At 60.7% G+C, this 19,787-nt stretch carries 17 protein-coding genes; 8 read left to right on the top strand and 9 right to left on the bottom strand.

All coding sequences use genetic code 11. The features are described from left to right. The first annotated feature begins 85 nt into the window (after positions 1 to 85). The 3 genes from trkA (at position 86) to E0E29_RS16340 (ending at position 5,487) form a co-directional block, all read left to right on the top strand. Positions 86 to 1,510: a Trk system potassium transporter TrkA gene (trkA, locus tag E0E29_RS16350; protein WP_130850709.1), complete on the top strand. Its 1,425-nt coding sequence runs from the start codon at positions 86 to 88 to the stop codon at positions 1,508 to 1,510. Then, entirely contained in the window at positions 1,507 to 2,943 is a 1,437-nt protein-coding gene (locus E0E29_RS16345; protein WP_130850708.1) for a TrkH family potassium uptake protein, read from the top strand. The genes trkA and E0E29_RS16345 overlap by 4 nt, the downstream gene beginning before the upstream one ends. Positions 2,944 to 3,360: 417 nt before the next feature. Further along, complete coding sequence (locus E0E29_RS16340) at positions 3,361 to 5,487, top strand: sodium-translocating pyrophosphatase (RefSeq protein WP_130850707.1); 2,127 nt, start codon at positions 3,361 to 3,363, stop codon at positions 5,485 to 5,487. Positions 5,488 to 5,899: 412 nt separating this feature from the next. Here E0E29_RS16340 and E0E29_RS16335 read toward each other — a convergent pair whose 3' ends face one another. Then, positions 5,900 to 6,703, bottom strand: coding sequence for an IS3 family transposase (locus E0E29_RS16335; protein ID WP_242622339.1), 804 nt, complete (start codon positions 6,701 to 6,703; stop codon positions 5,900 to 5,902). Between the two features lie 50 nt (positions 6,704 to 6,753). Then, entirely contained in the window at positions 6,754 to 7,068 is a 315-nt protein-coding gene (locus E0E29_RS16330; protein ID WP_130848458.1) for an imidazolonepropionase, read from the bottom strand. A 174-nt stretch (positions 7,069 to 7,242) separates the two neighbouring features. On the opposite strand from E0E29_RS16330, the gene fliS reads away from it, so the two are divergent. Together fliS and E0E29_RS16320 are read left to right on the top strand one after the other, a co-directional pair. Continuing rightward, the gene (gene fliS / locus E0E29_RS16325) at positions 7,243 to 7,611 is read left to right on the top strand and encodes a flagellar export chaperone FliS (RefSeq protein ID WP_130850706.1); all 369 of its coding nucleotides are present in this window, start codon (positions 7,243 to 7,245) and stop codon (positions 7,609 to 7,611) included. A 14-nt stretch (positions 7,612 to 7,625) separates the two neighbouring features. Further along, positions 7,626 to 8,036, top strand: coding sequence for a hypothetical protein (locus E0E29_RS16320; RefSeq protein ID WP_130850705.1), 411 nt, complete (start codon positions 7,626 to 7,628; stop codon positions 8,034 to 8,036). A gap of 66 nt (positions 8,037 to 8,102) precedes the next feature. Here E0E29_RS16320 and E0E29_RS16315 read toward each other — a convergent pair whose 3' ends face one another. After that, positions 8,103 to 8,978: a C39 family peptidase gene (locus E0E29_RS16315; RefSeq protein ID WP_130850704.1), complete on the bottom strand. Its 876-nt coding sequence runs from the start codon at positions 8,976 to 8,978 to the stop codon at positions 8,103 to 8,105. Positions 8,979 to 9,060: 82 nt separating this feature from the next. Between E0E29_RS16315 and E0E29_RS16310 the strand changes: the two genes are divergently transcribed. The 3 genes from E0E29_RS16310 to E0E29_RS16300 are packed head-to-tail and all read left to right on the top strand — an operon-like array spanning position 9,061 to position 12,425. After that, positions 9,061 to 9,795 (top strand): cell division ATP-binding protein FtsE, encoded by a 735-nt coding sequence (locus E0E29_RS16310; RefSeq protein WP_130850703.1) that lies wholly within the window; start codon positions 9,061 to 9,063, stop codon positions 9,793 to 9,795. 16 nt (positions 9,796 to 9,811) lie between these two features. Next, a complete protein-coding gene (locus E0E29_RS16305) occupies positions 9,812 to 11,674 on the top strand; it encodes a cell division FtsA domain-containing protein (protein WP_130850702.1) in 1,863 nt (620 codons plus the stop codon). Then, positions 11,664 to 12,425 carry a hypothetical protein gene (locus tag E0E29_RS16300; protein WP_130850701.1) on the top strand — a complete coding sequence of 254 codons (762 nt, stop codon included), beginning with the start codon at positions 11,664 to 11,666 and terminating at the stop codon, positions 12,423 to 12,425. Before E0E29_RS16305 ends, E0E29_RS16300 begins: the two co-directional genes overlap by 11 nt. 57 nt (positions 12,426 to 12,482) lie before the next feature. Here E0E29_RS16300 and E0E29_RS16295 read toward each other — a convergent pair whose 3' ends face one another. The 6 genes from E0E29_RS16295 to E0E29_RS16275 form a co-directional block, all read right to left on the bottom strand. Continuing rightward, complete coding sequence (locus E0E29_RS16295) at positions 12,483 to 14,651, bottom strand: M28 family peptidase (RefSeq protein ID WP_165449940.1); 2,169 nt, start codon at positions 14,649 to 14,651, stop codon at positions 12,483 to 12,485. A 565-nt stretch (positions 14,652 to 15,216) separates the two neighbouring features. Further along, on the bottom strand, positions 15,217 to 15,795 hold the full coding sequence (locus E0E29_RS16290) for a sugar O-acetyltransferase (RefSeq protein ID WP_130850699.1): 579 nt from the start codon (positions 15,793 to 15,795) through the stop codon (positions 15,217 to 15,219). A gap of 13 nt (positions 15,796 to 15,808) precedes the next feature. Then, entirely contained in the window at positions 15,809 to 16,402 is a 594-nt protein-coding gene (locus E0E29_RS18905) for a LysO family transporter (RefSeq protein ID WP_227604165.1), read from the bottom strand. After that, on the bottom strand, positions 16,399 to 16,737 hold the full coding sequence (locus E0E29_RS18900) for a LysO family transporter (RefSeq protein ID WP_242622567.1): 339 nt from the start codon (positions 16,735 to 16,737) through the stop codon (positions 16,399 to 16,401). The genes E0E29_RS18905 and E0E29_RS18900 overlap by 4 nt, the downstream gene beginning before the upstream one ends. 151 nt (positions 16,738 to 16,888) lie before the next feature. Then, the gene (locus E0E29_RS16280) at positions 16,889 to 18,256 is read right to left on the bottom strand and encodes an MATE family efflux transporter (RefSeq protein WP_130850698.1); all 1,368 of its coding nucleotides are present in this window, start codon (positions 18,254 to 18,256) and stop codon (positions 16,889 to 16,891) included. A gap of 137 nt (positions 18,257 to 18,393) precedes the next feature. Continuing rightward, complete coding sequence (locus E0E29_RS16275) at positions 18,394 to 19,743, bottom strand: 8-oxoguanine deaminase (RefSeq protein WP_130850697.1); 1,350 nt, start codon at positions 19,741 to 19,743, stop codon at positions 18,394 to 18,396. Positions 19,744 to 19,787 lie beyond the last annotated feature (44 nt).

Genomic DNA, 19,787 nt, shown 5'->3' with positions numbered 1-19,787 from the left:
TGTCACTTTCTATTGCACATCCGCTCTTGTTCAGCTATATTATAAATGGTTTTATTTACACATCGCCAGAGAGGATGTCGGAGTTTTGAATATCATCATCGTGGGCGACGGCAAGGTCGGCTACACCCTTGCGGAACTGCTCTCACAGGAGGACCATAATATTACCATCGTCGACAACAACAGTGAGGCTCTGCGGAAGGCCGACGACGCGCTGGATGTCATGTGTGTCAAAGGAAACGGTGCCTCCATCAGCGTACTGAGAGAGGCAGGCGCCGAGCATGCCGACGTGCTCATCGCCGCCACCAGTCTAGACGAGGTCAATATGGTCTGCTGTCTCAACGCCAAGCACCTGGGCACCAGCTTCACCGTGGCCCGGGTCCGCAACGTGGAGTACACTGTGGACATCAACGCCTTCAAGCGTGACATGGGCATTGACCTGCTCATCAACCCGGAGCGGGCCACCGCCGTGGAGATCGCCCGGCTGCTCCGGTTCCCCTCCGCCGCCAACATTGAGACCTTCTACCGCGGCCGGGTGGAGCTTATGAGCTTTCGCGCGCGGGAGGGCGACTTCTTCCTGGGGCAGCCTCTCTCCAATCTGTCCGCCCGTGTCAAGGGCCTGCCCATCCTGTTCTGCGCCGCCGACCGCAATGGTCAGGTCATCATACCCGACGGCTCCTTCGTGCCTCAGGCGGAAGACCGGATCTACCTCATCGGCGCCCCTGTTGGCGTCCACGAGTTCTTCAAGCTCATCGGCCGGTACGCCTCTCACATCCGCAACGTCTTTGTGGTGGGCGGCGGCCGCATCAGCTACTATCTGGCCTCCATCCTGGAAAGGATGAACATGCGGGTCAAGATCGTGGAGCTCAAGGAGGCCCGCTGCCGACAGCTCTCCGAGGATCTGCCTCACAGCCTCATCATCATGGGCGACGGCACCGACCAGGAGCTGTTGGAGTCGGAAAATCTGGGGGAATCTGACGCCTTTGTGGCCCTTACCGACCGTGATGAGGACAACCTCATCATCTCCCTCTATGCCATGCAGCGCGAGGTTCCCAAGGTGGTGGCCAAGTGCAACCGCCAGAACTACACCGGTATCGTCCGCCACCTGGGTCTGGAGAGCATCATTTCCCCCAAGCTCTTCACCGCCAACCAGATCCTTCAGATCGTCCGCGGCCGCCAGAACTCCAAGGGCAGCGTCATGAACACCCTCTACAAGATCGGCGACAGCGGCGCCGAGGCCATGGAGTTCGTGGTCAACCAGACCACCCGCCACCTGGGTACGCCCCTCAAGGACCTCCATCTGAAAAAGGGCATTCTAGTAGCCGTCATCATCCACCAGGGCCGCACCATCATCCCTGAGGGCTCCTCCACCATTGAGATGGGGGACACCGTTATCATCATCTCCAGCGGACATGGCATTTTGGACATCAACGACATCTTCGATGACTCCCTTCTGGAACGCCGGGGCGACAATTCCGAGGAAGATCTGCTCGACCGGGGGCTGGAACTATGAATTTCAGACTCGTTTTTCGTCTGGCAGGCAAGACCCTGCTGGTGGAGGCAGCCAGCATGCTTCTGCCCCTGTGTGTGGCTCTTCTCTATCGGGAGGACCCCACTCCGTTCTTTTTCGGCATCGGCATCACCGCCAGCTTGGGCTTTCTCCTCTCCCTCCTGCGCTCCGATACCCGGTTCCACGCCCGGGAGGGCTTTTTCTCCGCCGGCCTGATCTGGGTACTGGTGGGGCTCTGCGGCGCCATTCCCTTTTATACCTGCGGCTATTTTGATTCCTTTGTTGACTGCTTCTTTGAATGTATCTCCGGCTTTACCACCACCGGTTCCTCCATCCTCCGGGCGGTGGAGGGTCTGCCCAAGGGTATCCTTTTCTGGCGCTCCTTTACCCACTGGCTGGGCGGTATGGGCATTCTGGTCCTCACCATTGCCCTTCTCCCCTCCCTGGGCGCCCGTACCCTCCATGTTATGAAGGCGGAATCCCCCGGGCCTATCATCAGCAAGCTGGTCCCCCGGGCCTCTCAGACCTCCAAGATCCTCTACACCATCTACTTCGGGCTCACCGTCATCATGGTCCTCTGTCTCCTGCTGGCGGGAATGCCCCTTTATGACTCCCTGGTCAACGCCTTCGCCACCGCCGGCACCGGCGGCTTTTCCGTCCTGAACATCTCTATCGGCGGTTACCACAACGCAGTTTATGAGGTCATCATCGGCATCTTCATGCTCCTCTTCTCGGTCAACTTTGCCCTCTATTTCCTCATTCTCTGCGGAAAGGTCAAACAGGCCCTTCAGAGCGATGAGCTGCGCTTCTTCCTTGTTGTGGTGGCACTCTCAGTGCTGCTCATCTCCGTTAATATCCATAGCCTCTATCCCAGCTACCTCACCGCGCTCCGCCACGCCTTCTTCCAGGTGGCCACCATCATCTCCACCACCGGCTTTTCCAGTGTGGACTTCGATTTGTGGCCGGAGTTCTCCCGGATGCTCCTGGTCCTTCTGATGCTGTGCGGCGCCTGCGCCGGCTCCACAGGCGGCGGCATGAAATGTTCCCGCATCCTCCTGCTGCTCAAGTGTGTGCGCCGGGAGATCCGCCAGATCCTCCACCCCCGCTCGGTGAGCGTGGTCAAGCTGGACGGCCGTGTGGCGGACGAAAAGGTACTCCACACCGTCATGGTCTTCCTGGGTACCTACATGCTCATCGCCTTCTCCGCCATGCTGGTGGTGGCTTTGGACAACTTCTCCTTCGGCACCACCTTCACTGCCGTGGTGGCCTGTATCGGCAACATCGGTCCCGGTCTGGAGCAGGTGGGCCCTATGGGCAACTTCGCCGACTTCTCCCCCCTCTCCAAGATCGTCCTCTCCATGTGTATGATCATCGGACGTCTCGAGGTCTTCCCCATTCTGGTCCTCTTCAGCAAGAGTGCCTGGCAGCGGGTTTGACCTCCCATTTAGAAGGAAAGACTGCCATTTCCTGCATATCGTTTTTTTGACCAAAGACAGGGCCGCCAAATGCGTGCGACCCTGTCTTTTCCTTTTCTTCCCTTTTCATTTTTGTGCAAAGCATAAAATTTTTTTCTTGACAACACTGCGGCTTTTCCGTCCTCCCGCCGCTCGTAAGTCCCTTTTCTTTTCATTTGAAGGGGCACAATTTTCGTTTACTGTTTCCTTTTTCCATGTGATGGCAACAATGCACGGAAAGGTACAGAAAGGACATTTCATTTTCGTACGAACTGTAAAAACTTCGTCAAGATGCTGAAATGGCCGGGTAGAAATCTTGAAAATCCTCTTCAATCTGCTAAAATTATAGACAAGGAGCGCACGCGTCTCGGCGTGCGCATGCAAAAGGAGTGAGGAATTTTGAATTGGGAAAATTACTTCTGGGTTGGCATCGTGGGCGCCGTCCTGGCCATCCTCTTTGCCTATGTCCAGAGCCGGAAGGTCATGACCTTCTCGGAAGGCAATGATACCATGAAGAAGATCGCCGCCTCTATTCGTCAGGGCGCCAACGCCTATCTCCAGAGGCAGTACACCACCGTCGCCAAGGTCTTTGTGGTGGTCTTCATCGTTCTGCTGGCCATTGCTTTTGGCTCCAACGGCGAGATGCTCTCCAAGTTTACCCCCTTCGCCTTCGTCACCGGCGGTATCTGGTCCATGCTGGCCGGCTTCGTGGGCATGAAGATCGCCACCAACTCCAACGCCCGTACCGCTCAGGCCGCCTCTGAGAGCCTGAACAAGGGCCTGCGGGTGGCCTTCTCCTCCGGCTCCGTCATGGGCTTCACCGTAGTGGGCCTGGGCATGCTGGACATCTCCATCTGGTATTTTCTCCTCTACTATGTCTTCGGCATCACCGATGCCACCACCCTGGCCAACATCATGGTCATGAACGGCATGGGTGCCTCCTTCATGGCCCTCTTCGCCCGTGTGGGCGGCGGCATCTACACCAAGGCCGCCGACGTTGGCGCTGACCTGGTGGGTAAGGTCGAGGCTGGTATTCCTGAGGATGACCCCCGCAACCCCGCCACCATCGCCGACAACGTGGGCGACAACGTGGGTGACGTGGCCGGCATGGGCGCCGACCTCTACGAGTCCTACGTGGGCTCCATCCTGGCCACCTTCGCTCTGTCTGCCGTGGCTGGCTACGGGTTTGGCGGCATGCTCCTTCCCATGCTCCTGGCTGTGGAGGGCATCATCTGCTCCATCATCGGCTCCTACCTGGTCCGCACCAAGGAGGATGCCGATCAGAAGTCCCTCCTGAAGAGCCTGCGCACCGGCACCTACACCGCCGCCATCCTGGCCGCTGTCATCGCCGCTCCCCTCACCTATCTGGTGCTGGGCAACTGGGGTGTCTACATTGCCATCCTCTGCGGCCTCATCGGTGGCTGCGCCATCGGCTACTTCACCGAGTACTACACCTCTGATACCTACAAGCCCACTCAGAAGCTGGCCGCCTCCTCCGAGACCGGTTCCGCCACCGTCATCATCGGTGGTATCTCCCTGGGCCTGAAGTCCACCGTGGCCTCTATCCTCATTGTGGCCGCCGCCGTTCTCATCAGCTACTTCGCTGCCGGTGGTTCCCTCACCGTTGTGGATGAGTCCGGACTCTTCACCGCCGCCTTCAATAAGGGCCTCTACGGCATCGGCATCGCCGGCGTGGGCATGCTCTCCACTCTGGGTATCACCCTGGCCACCGACGCTTACGGCCCCGTGGCCGACAACGCCGGCGGTATCGCCGAGATGAGCGGTCTCCCCGAGGAGGTCCGTGAGCGTACCGACGCCCTCGACTCTCTGGGCAACACCACCGCCGCCACCGGTAAGGGCTTCGCCATCGGCTCCGCCTCCCTCACCGCTCTGGCCCTCCTGGTCTCCTACGTGGACATCGTGCAGACCAAGACCACCGAGGTCCTCAATTTCACCCTCACCAGCCCCACCGTGCTGGTCGGTATGTTCATCGGCGCCATGCTCACCTTCGTCTTCTCCGCTTTCACCATGAGCGCCGTGCAGACCGCTGCTCAGTCCATCGTTGTGGAGGTCCGCCGTCAGTTCCGCGAGATCGCCGGCATCATGGACGGCAAGGCTGACCCCGATTACGCCTCCTGCGTGGCTCTGTGCACCAAGGGCGCCCTCCACGAGATGGTTGCCCCCGCCCTGCTGGCCATCGTGGTGCCCATCCTCACCGGCCTCATCCTTGGCCCCACCGGCGTGGTGGGTCTGCTGGGCGGCGTCTCCGTCACCGGCTTCGCCATGGCTGTGTTCATGTCCAACGCCGGCGGCGCCTGGGACAACGCCAAGAAGTACATCGAGTCCGGCCACCACGGCGGCAAGGGCTCCGACTGCCACAAGGCTGCCGTTGTGGGCGACACCGTGGGCGATCCCTTCAAGGACACCTCCGGTCCTTCCCTCAACATCCTCATCAAGCTGTGCTCCACCGTTTCCATCGTGTTCTCCGGCCTCATCGTGGCCTTCAACCTGATGAACATCCTGTGAACCAAATAGAAGTGGCCGCCCGTCTGGGCGGCCACTTTTGAGCCTGTCGACAAAGTCGACAGGCTCTCTCAAAAATGCAGGCATTTTTTCGAAAAGATGCAGGCCGCTGCATCGCACTCGCTTCGCTCGCACGTTTGCGGCCTGAGCAGTGTTTTTTCCGAGGCACATGTCCCCGGAAAAAACAGACTGTACTTGATTCCGTCGTCTGCGGACGACGGAACTCTGCGAGGCTCTTGCACAAAATCTGACGTATATGCCCTTTTTCGACAACCTGAGAAGTGGCCGCCCGTCTGGGCGGCCACTTTTTTACCTTTGTTTCTGTTCGCAATTAGAAAAGAGCGGCCGCCCTGATGAACTGCCCCAGATTGTGCGGACAGTACAAAAAAGAGCCCTTAGTAGGAAAGATTAAGTTTTAAGCGGAGAGGCGTCGCGCCAGCGGCGCCTCTCCAGTTTTTAACTGGATGCGCTCATGGTTATAGAAGTAAATATAGCGGTCAATCATCTCATTGGCTTCGGAAAAGGTCGCCGGTTTGTGGCGGTAAATACATTCTGTTTTGAGGATAGAGAAGAAATTTTCCGCCATGGCGTTGTCGTACGGGTTTCCTTTCCTTGACATGGATGGTGTGATTCCGTATGCTTGAGTCAGATTGAAGTATGCTGCAGAGGTGTACTGAAATCCTTGGTCGCTGTGGAGCTGCAACTCCGCAGCGACCCTCTTTTTCTCCTGTTTCATTGCCAGATGAACGGTATCCAGAACCAAATTCACTGTCTGCTGGGTTCCAGTCTTGTAGGCGATGATGCTGTTGTCATAGAGGTCCCGGATTATGGAAAGGTACAGCACACCCTGCCTGGTGTGGATGTAGGAGATGTCTGTTACCCATTTGCTGTTAGGTTTGTCCGCATGGAACTCCCTGTTCAGCAGATTCCTGTATTTGTGTGCCTGCCGCCCCATCTGCTGCCATTTCCTGCGGCGGCGGATCTCCGAGAGCAGATCATATTTCTTCATGATTCGCAGCACAGTTTTGGGATTGCAGAAGATATTCCGGCTTTTCAGCCACAGCCACATCCGCCGGTAGCCGTAGGTGCGGAAGCTGCGTTCCCGCTGCTGTGCGATGAGCCCCGCAAGAGCCGCATCCTTTTCTGGCTTGCCTAGGCGATGGACAAAAGCATAGTAGCCGCTTCTGGACACTCCAAAGAATTTGCACATGACTGCCACTGGATACTCTGTCCTGTGACGATAGATGATATGATACTTTACCTTTGCTCTCACTTCCTTTCTGTGAAGCGCAGAAAATCCCGCAGTAGTTTATTTTCCATGCGAAGCCGTTGGATCTCACAGGCCTGCTCTGCCACAACGTCTCCTGGCGCAGCATCTTTTCTCGGCCGTCCTTTCGGTCGTGGGCGGATTCCGGCTTCCAGTTTTCGTTCTTTACGGCGCTCACGCTCAAGTAGTCTTTTTACCACCTGCTTATTCCGGAAGCCATAGTATTCTGCGACTTCCCGCTGTGTTTTCCCCTCTGCCAACATGGCCTTGATCTCTGGTAAAAGCATTTGAACGTGTGTGTAATTTCGTTTCTTCATGACAAAACCCCCTGATGTAGTCTATTTTCCTACATCAGGGGGGCTTTTGTCACTGTCCGTTTTTACTGGATCTGTTCAGGCGGGGGTTTGCGGGGTTTTAAGAAAACAAAAAAGACCTTTTAAGCGGGGTGCGCGCCGGGCGGCTTCTCCCCTGCTTGAAAGGTCTTTTTCTTTATGCGAGGCTATCAGCGCTATCGGGAAGAGTCGCTGAATACCATGACCCAGGGAGAACTGCTGCTGCTGCTCTATGATGAGCTGGTCAAACGCCTAAAACTGGCGGGACTGGAGTTGGATCGGGAACGGTACCAGGGATTTGAGTCCGCGGTGGACCGGTCGATAGAGATCATTCGTTACCTCTCCAAGACCTTGGACCGGAAGTATCCCATCAGTGCCAATCTGGACCGGTTGTATGAGTACTTCTGCTACGAACTCAGCCGGGTCAAGGTCGGGCGGAACAAGACGGAGCTGGAGCGGGTTACCGGTATGGTCGCAGAGCTGCGGGATAGCTTCCGCCAGGCCGACAAAAACAGTGCAGCAGTCTGAAGAGGGCAAGCAGGATGGACGAGAATATCATCGCGGCAGCCCTCGCCACGGAGCGGAAACGCTATACAACCCTCACCGAGGTCATGGAGCTGACCAAGGAATTGGGTGACGCCTTTCAGCGTCAGGACCAGGTGTCAGTGCGTTTATTTTTGAGTATGCGGCAGGAGCCGATCAATCAGCTCAGAGAGTATCGGGCCATTCAACGCAAAAGGTGCGCGGCTCTTCCTGATGAGGAGGGCGAGGTCCTGTGGAAGGTACTGACGGGCCAGGGCAGCGGGGATGGTTCGGAGCAGCTCCAGGTTTTGGAGAAGCTGATCGGGCAGAACCGGAACCTGCTGGAGCGAGTTCAGGAAGCGGACCGTCAGGTCAGCATGAAACTGGGTGGAAAAAAGTCCTACTATGCCCGTCGGAAAGAGCACGGATAGGAAAAGGACTTCCGTACCAACGAAAATTCCCCTGCCGGCGGGGCGCGCCGGCAGGGGAATCGTGCGTTATGACTGCTGTGAGATGGTGTCCACAGTGGAAATACACCATAGCGGGGCGCCGGAACTGCGGGTGGCCGAGAGCTCGTCAATGATGAGCTGTGGGTCCCAGGCGGTGAGGCTGCGCTCCCGACTGTTCGGGTCGGCCACCAGTATTTTCCCTTCCAAGGTAAGTCCTCGGAGAAGGATGAAGTGTCCGCTGGAAGTGAAGTGCCCTCGGGTCATTAGGGCCACGAAGAGCTGGCCGGAGGCGAGAGACTGAGAGATCGCATCTGGCGTCAGGTCTGTCCAGGGGGCTGCTTTTAGCCCGTAGGCAGACGCCGCGGCCTGGATCAGACCGTTGTAGGAGCCGCTGCCCGGTGCACAGTAGCCGGATTCGTAGGCCCATTGAGCCATGGCGGAGGGGTCGACCATTTGGTCAGTGAGGCTGGAGACCACCATAGCCATGGCGGTAGGGCCGCAGCCGTAGCCGCCGATTTTATCCGGCCCGTAGGGAGCGGAGGCCCATGGCTCCTCTCCCTGGTTGAAGTAGACGATTTCCACGTTGCCGCCGGTGAGGACTTCATGACCATCTCTCTGAACAAATTCTGTGATGGCGGGATCTTCCTTGGGCTGGGTATTCTCCAGGGCCGGGTCGCCGGCCAGCTGTTCCTCCGGCATCTCCTCCTGCTTCGGCGGAGTGGGGATGTGCTGGACCGTTGCGTTCAGCAGTGCGGAGCCAGCGGAGCGGACATGCTCTGTGGCGGCAATCACTGGCGCTGTGATGCGCTGGAAGAGGTCCGGTGCGGAAAAGCGGCATACCAGCAGTTCTGCACTGGCGACGCACACCAGAGCCAGGCACACCGCCAGGAAGATTTTTTTGCCGGGACCTTTTTTGGAGGACAAGGAAAACACCTCGGAACGTTAGACTGTATTTGAAGATTATAGCAGAAGTTTTGCCGGTTGTATACAGAAAGAGGAACGCCGTATGCCAGAGATACGCCTGGAGAAGATCACAAAATTCTACAAACAGGAGAAACGGCAGGTGGCGGCCATCCGGGACGTGGACCTTACTGTCCGGCAGGGGGAGTTCCTCTTTGTGACGGGGAGCAGCGGCGCGGGAAAATCCACCCTGCTGCGGCTCATCACGGGAGATCTCCAGCCCAGCAGCGGCACTGTGTATCTGGATGGAGCCAGCCGCACCCTCCTCTCACGACGGTTCCGGGAGCGTCTGATGTTCGGTTATGTGCCCCAGATCCCCCAGCTGATGCGGCGGCGGACCATCCGGGACAATCTGACGGCCATCGCCATGATCCAGGGGGGGCGCCGACATGGGCCGATAGAGGAGCGGGTCAACAAGGCCCTCAGCATGGTGGGGCTTCCAGGGGTGGAGGACCGCTATCCGGTGGGGCTGTCTCAAGGCGAGTGCCGCCGGGTGGAGCTGGCACGGGCTATGATCAACAGCCCGGCGGTGCTGGTGCTGGACGAGCTGACCGCCAACCAGGATGAGGACACCATCTGGGACCTCTTTCACCTGCTGGAAGAGCTCAATCACCGGGGGACCACCATCATCATGGCCACCCACGCCCAACCTTTTGTCAACATGCTGCGCAAACGAGTGGTGACCCTGGTGGACGGACGGTTTTTTGCCGATGTGGAGAAGGGGCGGTACGGCGATGTGGTGGGCCGCCCGGCATCCCACCCGGAGGAAATGGAACGATAAGAAAGGCGGGAAGGACATGGCAGAGACGAAGACGCCCGATGGGGTCCAGACGGAGGAGCTCATCTACGCTCTGGATGTAGGGACTAGGAGCGTCATCGGCATGGTGGGCCGGGCGGAAAATGGCCGGGCCCGGGTGCTGGCGGTGGAGAAGCAGCCCCACCCCAGGCGTGCCATGCTGGACGGCCAGATCGAGGACATCGCCCAGGTGGCTCAGGTGGTGGAGCAGGTGACCCGCCGACTGGAAGAGCGCATGGGTTTGAGGCTGGAGCGGGCCTGTGTGGCGGCGGCCGGCCGGGCGCTGCGCACCGAGCAGGGCCATGGCGTGCTGAAGCTGCCTGAGACCGGAAAGCTGGGTGAGGAGCAGCTGGGCCAGCTGGAGGCGACGGCGGTGGCCGACGCCGAGCAGCATCTCCGGGAGGGGGAGGACCAGGGGCAGCGGCTCTTCCTGGTGGGCTACACCGTGACACGGTTCCTCTTGGATGGCTACCCCATGACCAGTCTGCTGGGCCACACAGGCAGGAACATCGAGGCCGACGTAGTGGCGACCTTTCTGCCCGGCGAGGTGGTGGACAGCCTGTATGCCGTGCTGCGGGAAGCTGGATTGGAGGTGGCCAGCCTGACGCTGGAGCCCATCGCCGCCCTCAACGCCGCCATCCCTGCCGAGCTGCGGCTGCTGAATCTGGCTCTGGTGGACATCGGTGCCGGTACCTCCGATATCGCCATCTGCCGGGAGGGCAGCGTGGTGGGCTATACCATGGCCACCGTGGCCGGGGATGAGATCACTGAAGCCCTCATGCGGACCTACCTTGTGGACTACCGCACCGCGGAGGAGATGAAGGCGGCCCTGGGGCAGAGTGAGACCATCACCTTCACTGACATCCTGGGGATGGAGCAGACCTGCGGGGCGGAGGAGGTATTGGACGCCGCCGATCAAGCCGGACAGTCCCTGGTGGATGAGGTGGCCGCCCGGGTGCTGGAACTCAACGGGGGAGCCCCTTCGGCCCTGCTCCTGGCCGGCGGCGGCAGCAAGCTCTCCTCCCTGCGGGAGAAGATGGCCCAGGCCCTGGGCATGGACCCCAGGCGGGTGGCCCTGGCGGGCGCCCACTTCAAGACCAGCGCCTTCTCCGATACGGTAGAGCTGGAAGATCCGGAGTACACCACCCATCTGGGGATCGCAGTGTCCGCGGGTCTGGAGCTCATCAGCGACAGCTACCGTATCCTCCTCAACGACCGGCCGGCCAAACTCTTCCGGAATGGCCGCCTGACGCTGCTGGAGCTGCTGATGATGAACGGCTACGGCTACCGGGATCTGCTGGGCCGGAACGGAAAGAGCGCGGTGCTGGAGGTAGATAGTCGGCGGGTGGTCTTCCACGGCGAGCCTTCTCAGCCCGCTGTGCTGGAGGTCAACGGAGCACCCGCCCGGCCTTTCGATGTGATTCACGCCGGAGACAAAATTCGCTTTGTCCCGGCCACACCCGGAGCCGACCGGAAGGTGACGGTCCGGGAGGTGCTGGAGCGCCTGGGGGCGCAAAGTCTTCTGGCTGACGGGGCGCCGCTGGCCCCGGAGGACGAGGTTCCCGTGGGCGTTCGGCTTCAGACGGGCGCAGCGCCAGTGGCTGAAAAGCCGGAGCCACCGGCTGTCAGTGAGCCGGAACGGCCGGTGGTGGAGAGCTGCCGCCTGACCCTCAACGGCCGCACGCTGCTGCTGCCCCCCAAGCCGGAGGGCGGGCCCTATTATCTCATGGATCTCCTGGAGCGCTCCGGTATTGACTTTGAACACCTGGACCGCCCGGTCCGCCTGGCAGTCAACGGCCAGGCCGGCGCATTTCAACAGGTGCTCCGGCCCGGCGATCAGGTGGAGATCCGATATGAAGCGTAAAAAGGATGTGGCTCTTTTGAACCGATGTAAGATACAGCTGTCTCTGGTAGGGCTTGCGCTGCTGCTCACCCTGAGTGGGTGTGGCGGCGGAGGGGCAGAGATGCCCGAGACCTACGCCGTAGGAGATGATAGCATGCCAGCCCTGGGCACAGTGGGCGTCCCCGGAGCGGAAGGGACGACCTTCACCACAGAGCAGGGGGAAGAAGGGGAGCCAGTCACCTATGTGTATGGCGGCCTGGTCTCCGGAGGCGCGGAGGCGGAGATCTATGTGGACGCGCTGACGGCAGACGGGACGTGTTCGGTGATCGATGAGTCGGGCGTTATCCAGGAAGCACCGGACTTCACGGCGGAGGAGGGCTCTGTCCTGGTGGGCAAAAATACCCAGGCGGAGGATGGTATTCTCCAGGTGGCGCTCCAGTGGACGGCAGACAGCTGTACCGTCACCGTGTCAGTGGTGGAGGGACTTCAGGTGTCGGAACCAAAGGATGAGCCCACCATTACCGTGACCCAGGCGGTGGACAGCATCGAGTCCATGTCCCCCGCCCTGTTGGGACTGGAGGGCACCTCTATGGAGGATTATCTGGTCTATCCCCAGGACGGCTATGTGCTGGTGGACGGAGAAACCTGCTACCAGATGAATGTCTACAGCAAAGATCACTCCATCCAGGAGACCTGCATGCTCACTTTGGATGGCAAAACCCTCTACCGCCTGGACCGGGAGACCGGGCAGGTGGAACAGGTGAAGGGATAAAAAACGGAGGAGGTCCGGTGACGGACCTCCTCTGTTTTTCTGTGTATGGACAGGTATTCAGCCCAGCAGGGTGGACAGATCAATCATAGCCTGCGTCTCTTTCGCACCCAGGTCGGCCAGGATCTGGGTCTGAGCCTGGATGGCGGCCTCATAGACGGCGATCTCCTGGGTGAAGTCGCCGCCGGTCTCCTCGTAGCGGACAAAGAGACTGCGGGTGGCGGCGTCCACATCGGCCTTGGTGAAGCCGATGTCGGTGCCCCAGTAGAGGTTGTCCTGGTTGTCCTCGCCCCAGAGCATGTCGTCCTGGATGGCGATGACCTCGGGGGAGAAGTATATGGCATACCACTCCAGCACGTTGTTCACAGTCCAGGCGTACTCGTCCACGGCGGTGGCCACGTCGCCGGTCTCCAGGCAGGCGATGATATCCCGGCAGAGCTGGATGTTCTCCTGGGGAGCCTCGTGGGGGACAATGGGCCGCTCGTACATGAGGCCCAGCAGGTTCTTCTGGGCGAACTGGAAGGCGGCCAGGTTCTTGGACGTCAGCGCACGGCCCTGGGCCCACAGCTCGGCCATAGCGGCGGTGTCACCCTCAGCGCGAGCGGCGGCGTAGTCGTCGTTGACCTGCTTGACCTGATCGGCCATGGTCTGGGCGGCGGTGTTCAGGCCCTCCAGGGCGGCCTTGTAGGCCTCCACGTCCACACCGGCTTCCGCCATCAGCTCTTCGTCCATGGAGGCGAGGATGCGGTCATACTGGGCAGTGAAGTCCAGGTAGAGGGCGGGGGTCTGGTCGATGTACATGGCCAGGGCGCCGTAGTACTTCAGGTTGAAGTCCATGACGGCCTCATTGTAGGTGTCGGGGGTGTCGTACTGGCTGTGGTAGATGTCCACGTAGAAGGGGAAGACGGTCTCCATATCCTTCTGGAGGAGGAAGCCGTTCACCGTGGAGGGCACACCGGCGGCGTAGTAGGAGAAGTCGTCGGAGTAGGTGTAGGTCTGGTGGCCCTCAGTGAGGACGCCGTCGGGGAAGCAGCCCTCGGGATCGGGGGAGTAGGGGTACTCGTTGGCGAAGTAGTCCAGCATGGCGTACATCTCGGGGGCGGAGTAGGTGCTGGTGTAGGTGTCGAACTCATAGGCGGGCAGCTCAAAGTTGAGAAAGGCCAGGGTCTTGCCCACCCACTCGGGGTGGACGTTGTTGATCATCTCCCAGGCGCCCACGGTCCAGTCGTACTGGGTGTAGGAGGAGCCCCACTCCTCGGCGCCATGGAGGCAGAAGACGATGTCGTTCTCGGGCTGGTAGCCGGAGTCGATCATGCCCTTGGCCATGGCCAGCACCAGACCCACGGCGCAGTTGTCGTCCTGGAAGCCGGTGAAGTGGACGTCGTAGTGGCCGCCCACGATGATCTGGTAGTCGGAGGACTTGCCGGGGATGCGGCCCAGGATGTTGTAGGTGGTGCCGTCCTCACTGACCTCGTTGTCCACCACCAGGGTGGCGGTGACGGGGCCTTCAGAGAGCTTGGCCTGGATGGCCTGAGAGTCGGCAAGGCCGATGGACAGGGTGGGGATGGCGATGGGGCCGCAGATGTCCTGGCAGTTGAGGGCGTCGTCGGCCACCTGGGCAAAGCCGCCCACATTGGCGGCCAGAATGGCGGCAGCGCCCTGATGCTGGGCCTCCAGCATGGGGTAGGTGATCCACCAGTTGCTGCGCTGGTCGATATCGATGAGGACGATCTTGCCCGTCACGTCCAGACCCTCGTAGTCCCACATGGTGCCGTCGCCCACGTAGACGATCTCGGCGGTAAGACCCTCGACGGGGGTGGAGGCGGTGGCGTAGGAATAGACGGTGTATTCCTCCCCGTCCACGGTGAGACTGGCCCCGTTGAACTGCCAGCGGTCGCAGTCGGCGGCGGCCTTCTCCACGTCAGTGAGGCCGATTTCCTCCATGAGGCCGGCCAGATAGTCGGCGGTGGCGTGTTCGGCGTCGCTGCCGGCGTTCCGGCCGCCCAGCTCGGAGTTGAAGAAATCGGGGTTGGTGCTCAGCTCCAGGGCCACGTCGTAGGCATAATCGGCGGAGGCGGCGGAGAGAAAGCTCTCGTAGGCGGTGCCGGGGTCATTGGCGGCGGGGACCTCGCCGGTGGGGGCGGGGGTGGTCTGAGCCGTGGTGCCGCAGGCGGCCAGGCCGGAGACCAGGCCCAGGGTCAGGAGCAGTGCGGTGAGTCGTCTTTTCAATTCTGTGTTCCTCCTCAAAGTCTCTTTCTATAAACAGCCCAACTTCGGGCCGTCTACCGGCGGGAGGCGCACCGCAAAGAGAAATGAGGACAAAAAAGGCGGTGCGCCGGAAAGCGCACCGCCTGTGAAGGGCACGACTCCGCACAGGGGGCTGCCCTATAATGTGTCAAGAGGGATACGCCGCCGGAGAGGGCGCCGCGTATCAGTGCCGTGGTTGGGCCGCCGGGAGGGTGGCTTCTGCACAGGAGCACCGGGTGCAAAGATGACTTTTCCAATCTTATTGACCATTTCACAAGTTGATGCGTTTTCCAACTTATAAAACCTGAGCGTCCAAACGCTCAATCAATAAGGCAACAAAAGTTGCCAATCCGTACCCGCGGTACGGTCCCCGGCTCTTCGACGGGTTTTCGGCATTTGACCCGGCCGTCCGTGTAGCCTCGGCTCCCCAGGCAGAGGAGCGGTCAAAATCTTTGATCAAATGACTCCAATCAGAAGCCGCATGAAGCGGCAGGAGGTAGCATACCATTTTTTGCATGAAAATGCAAGAGTTTTTTTCACGCCCAGATCATGGATTGATGCGGTCGGCCTCGGTGATGGGGCGCAGCACCCGGCAGGGGTTCCCCGCTGCCACCACGCCGGGTGGAATGTCGTGGGTGACTACGCTCCCCGCCCCAATGACGCTGCCGCTGCCGATGGTGACCCCCTGGAGGATCACCACGTTGCCGCCCAGCCACACGTCGTCCCCCAGGGTGATGGGGAGGGCCCGCTCCAGGCCCTGGGCCCGCTGGGTGGCGTCCAGAGGGTGGTTGGCGGTATAGAGCCCGCAGTTGGGTCCCAGGAAACAGTTCTTGCCCAGGGTGATGGGGGCTCCGTCTATGAGGTAGACCCCGTGGTTGAGAAAGCTGCCGTCGCCGATGCGGCAGTTGGCGCCGTAGTCGGCGTAAAAAGGGGAGAGGATGGTGACGCCCTTTCCAAGCCCGGGAATCAGGGTACGGAGCAGTGCGCTCCGTGTTTCGGTGTCGCCCGGCGCCGCGGCGTTGAAGGCGGCACAGAGTTCCTCCGCCTTCGTGCGGGCGGCGAGAAGCTCGGGGTCGAAATTGGCGTCATGCCAGAGTCCGGCATCCATTTTTTCCTTCTCTGTCATGGGGACTGCCTCCTTACAGGTTCATGATGAGGGGCACCAGTACGGGGACGGCAAAGGAGAGAATGACCCCGGAGACGAAGGAGTAGATGGTGATGCGCTCATGGGTGGACCCCACCACAACGGGGAGCACCGTGTCCATGGCGGCGGCGCCGGGGAGGGCCACGCATTCGATATAGCCCAGGCGTTTGGCCACGATGGGGATGAGGAGAATGGAGCCCACCTCACGCATGACGTTGGAGAGAAAGGCCACGGCGGAGAGTGTGGCGGAGTAGGTGGAGAGGAGCATGGGTGCCAGGGAGTACCAGCCGAAGCCGGCGCTGGCGGCCATGGTCTCCTGGGCGCTGAGCGGGAGGAGAAGGCTTCCCAGGGCGGCGAAGCCCAGAGTGCCGGCGGCCACGGCCACGGGGATGAGAAGGACCTTGAAGCCGGCGGCCTTGATGTCCCGCCACACGTTGCCCTGACGGCCCATGTCCACGCCGACCAGGAAGAGGATGAGACACAGCCCCACAGTGATGAGGGTGCCGCAGTGCTCTGCCAGGGCCTGAGGGATGAAGAGATAGCCCGCGGCGATGCCGCCCAGGACGGCGCCGATGATCCAGCCGGTCATGCCCCCTTCACCTCCTCCTCGTGCTCCTCCCGCTGGGAGGAGGTCCGTCCCTGGCTGTCCAGACCCAGAAGGCGGCGGACCAGGGTGACGGCCAGCAGGGAGCCGGCCAGGGCAAAGACGGTGATGACCAGAGCGGAAAGGCCGATTTCACCAAGAGAGGAGATGACTTTGTCGTCGGCGCCGATCTCCACCCCCAAAATGGCGATGAGGGCGATGAGGGCCACGGACTGGAGCCGGCCCAGCCAGGGGAGCTTCCGGCTCCGGACCGATTTGCGGGAGCCCACAAGGACGCCCAGAGCCAGCATCCCGATGTAGAGGAGCAGGCTGAAATCCATATACTGCACAGTGGTGCCTCCTGTTCTTTTGATGGGGCGTCCCATTCCCGAAGGACGCCCACCCATTCCCAAGGAATAAGGTACCAGATATGGCGGCCCAATGCAACAGGCAAAACGCCCTCCGCTCTTTTGGAGCGGAGGGCGTTTAAAATTAAATGACGGTCTTGGTTTTCCAGCGGCCGCTGAGGAAGCGGATGAGGAAGACAACCGCCCGGACGATCCAGTCGATGAACATGGCCACCCACACGCCCAGCAGGCCGATCTGAGGCACCAGCAGGTAGGAGAAGCCGATGCGGAAGATCCACATGGAGCACATGGAGACGATCATGGTAAACTTGGCATCGCCGGAGGCGCGGAGGGTGTTGGGCAGGGAGAAGGACATGGGCCAGAAGATGAGGTCGAAAACAGCGCACCACCGGAGGACCTGGATGGCCATAACGGCGGCACCGGGGGTGAGGCCGAAGAGGCCCACCACAGGGGTGGCAAAGAAGAAGAGCAGGACGCTGAGGCTGCCCATGGCCAGATAGACGATGATCATGAGCTTGCGGGTGTAGCGCACGGCCTGTTTGGAGTCGCCCGCGCCCATACACTGGCCCACCACGGTGATGAGGGAGAGGGAGATAGCGTTGCCGGGCACGTTGACCACGCCGGCCACGGAGTTGGCGATGGCGTTGGCGGCGGTGGCGGAGGTACCCAGGGGGGTGACCAGCCCCAGAACCAGCAGCTTGCCGATCTGGAACATGCCGTTTTCCAGGCCGTTGGGGACGCCGATGCGAAGGATCTTCTTTACCAGCTGCCCCCGGAACTCAAAATGCAGCAGGTGGTCAATGTGGATGCGGTGACCGTGCTGGCAGATGAGCCAGGTCATGAGCACCGCACCGGCCAGCCGGGAAAAGAGGGTGCCGAAGCCGGCGCCCGCCACGCCGATGTCGGCGCCGTAGATGAGGATGGCGTTGAGGCCGATGTTGACAATATTCATGAGGAGGGAGGCCAGCATGGACACCTTGCTGTTGCCCATGGCCCGGAAGAGGGCGGCGCCGGCATTATAGATGGCAAGCAAGGGGTAAGAGATGGCCGTGAGGAGGAAATAGGTCATGGCGGCCTCCATCACGTTGTCCTCCAGCTGGCCGAAGACCAGCCGGAGGATGGGCTCCCGGAAGAGAAGACAGACGGCCATGGTGGCGGCCGAAAGGGCGCCAATGGCGTAGAAGAGCTGTTTGGCGGCGGAGCAGGCGTTTTCCACGTCTCGTGAGCCCAGATATTGGGCCGCTACCACCGCGCCGCCGGTGGCCAGGGCAGAAAAGACGTTGATGAGCAGGGTGCTGATGTTGTCCACCAGGGACACGCCGGAGACGGCGTGCTCACCCACCGAGGTCACCATGATGGTGTCGGCCATACCGATGGTCATGGCCAAAAACTGCTCGATCACCAGAGGAATGATGAGCCGCCGCAGAGCGTCTGCGGAAAAAAGAGGGGCCCTTTCCTGGGTCCGAAGCGTTGCCTGAGCTTGCGCCGCCATATGCTGCCTCCCCCAATACACAACATGATCGGAACAAAAATAAATTTTACCACAGGTTTACAGAAATACAACGTAGATTTTACATAAAAAAACCGGCAGACCCAGCCCTGGACTGGCGGGGTCCGCCGGGGAGGTGCTCAGCGGTTCAAATAGCGCCTGACCACCTGATTGGCGGAGCGGACGGTCTCCTCCTCATCAATGGTGGTGAGCTCACCGTTTTGTACCACGGGGATGCCGTTTACAATGGTGTAGTCCACATTTCCCTTGAAACCCACCGTGCCCAGGAGGGACATGGGGTCCAGCTGGGCGCCCACCAGGGACAGACGGTCCAGGTCGATGAGGAAGCAGTCGGCGGCCTTACTGGGGGCGAGACAGCCGATGTCGTCCCGTCCCAGGAGCCGGGCGGAGCCTCGGGTGGCCATCTTCAGGATCTCGTAGCCGGTGGGGGCGTCAGCGCTGGCGTGGAGCCGGTGGAGGAGATAGCACACCCGCAGCTCTTCTAGCAGGTTGGAGCCGTCGTTGGAGGCGGCGCCGTCCACGGCCAAGCCCACCGGGATGTCCAGACCCAGCATGTCGGGCACCCGGCATACCCCGGAGGAGAGCTTCATGTTGGAGATGGGGCAGTGGGCCACGCCGGTGCCGGTCTCGGCCAGGAGGAGAAGATCGTCGTCGTCAAAGTGGATGCCGTGGGCAAACCACACGTCGGGCCCTACCCAGCCCAGGGACTCCATGTACTGCAAAGGGCGCATGCCGAATTTTTCAGTGGTGAACTGCACCTCGTCCCTCGTCTCGGCCAGATGGGTGTGGAGCCGCACGCCCAGGCTCCGGGCCAGTCCGGCGGTCTCCCGCATCAGATCACCGGAGACGGAGAAGGGGGAGCAGGGGGCCAGGGCCACCTGGCGCATGGAGTAAGGAGACGGATCGTGCCACACCCGGACCAGCCGCTCCGAGTCGGCTAAAATCTCGTCGATGGTCTGTACCACGGAGTCGGGGGGCAGGCCGCCGTCCTTTTGGGAGAGGTCCATGGACCCACGGGAGGCCATGAAGCGGATTCCCACCTGGCTGGCTGCCCGAAACTGGGCGGCGATGAGGTCGCCGGCGCCATGGGGAAAGACATAGTGGTGGTCAAAGCAGGTGGTGCAGCCGGTCTTGAGGAGTTCTCCCAGACCGGTGAGGGCGGACCAGGTCACCACCTCCTCGTTCAGACCCTTCCACACCTCGTATAGGGTGACCAGCCAGGGGAAGAGCTCCATCTTCTGCACCTCGGGCAGGTTCCGGGAGAAGATCTGATAGAGGTGGTGGGTGTTGATGAGGCCGGGGTAGACCACCATGGAGGAGGCGTCCAGCACGGTGTCAGCCTGGTGGTAGTCGGGGCCGATGGAGACGATGACGCCATCCCGGATAAAGAGGTTCACCCGCTCGTAGAGGGTGTCATCGTCATCGCAGGATACCACGAACCGGGCATTTTTGATGAGCAGGGTAGACATATCCAGGACCTCCTTTGAAGGAAAAGACGGACGAAACGGGTCAT

Origin of the sequence: Intestinimonas timonensis (genome assembly GCF_900626145.1) — a bacterium.
In the GTDB taxonomy this organism is placed as follows: Bacteria; Bacillota; Clostridia; order Oscillospirales; family Oscillospiraceae; genus Intestinimonas; species Intestinimonas aquisgranensis.
The sequence above is the reverse complement of the archived record's forward strand: the minus strand, read 5'-3'. Positions and strand labels throughout refer to the sequence as shown.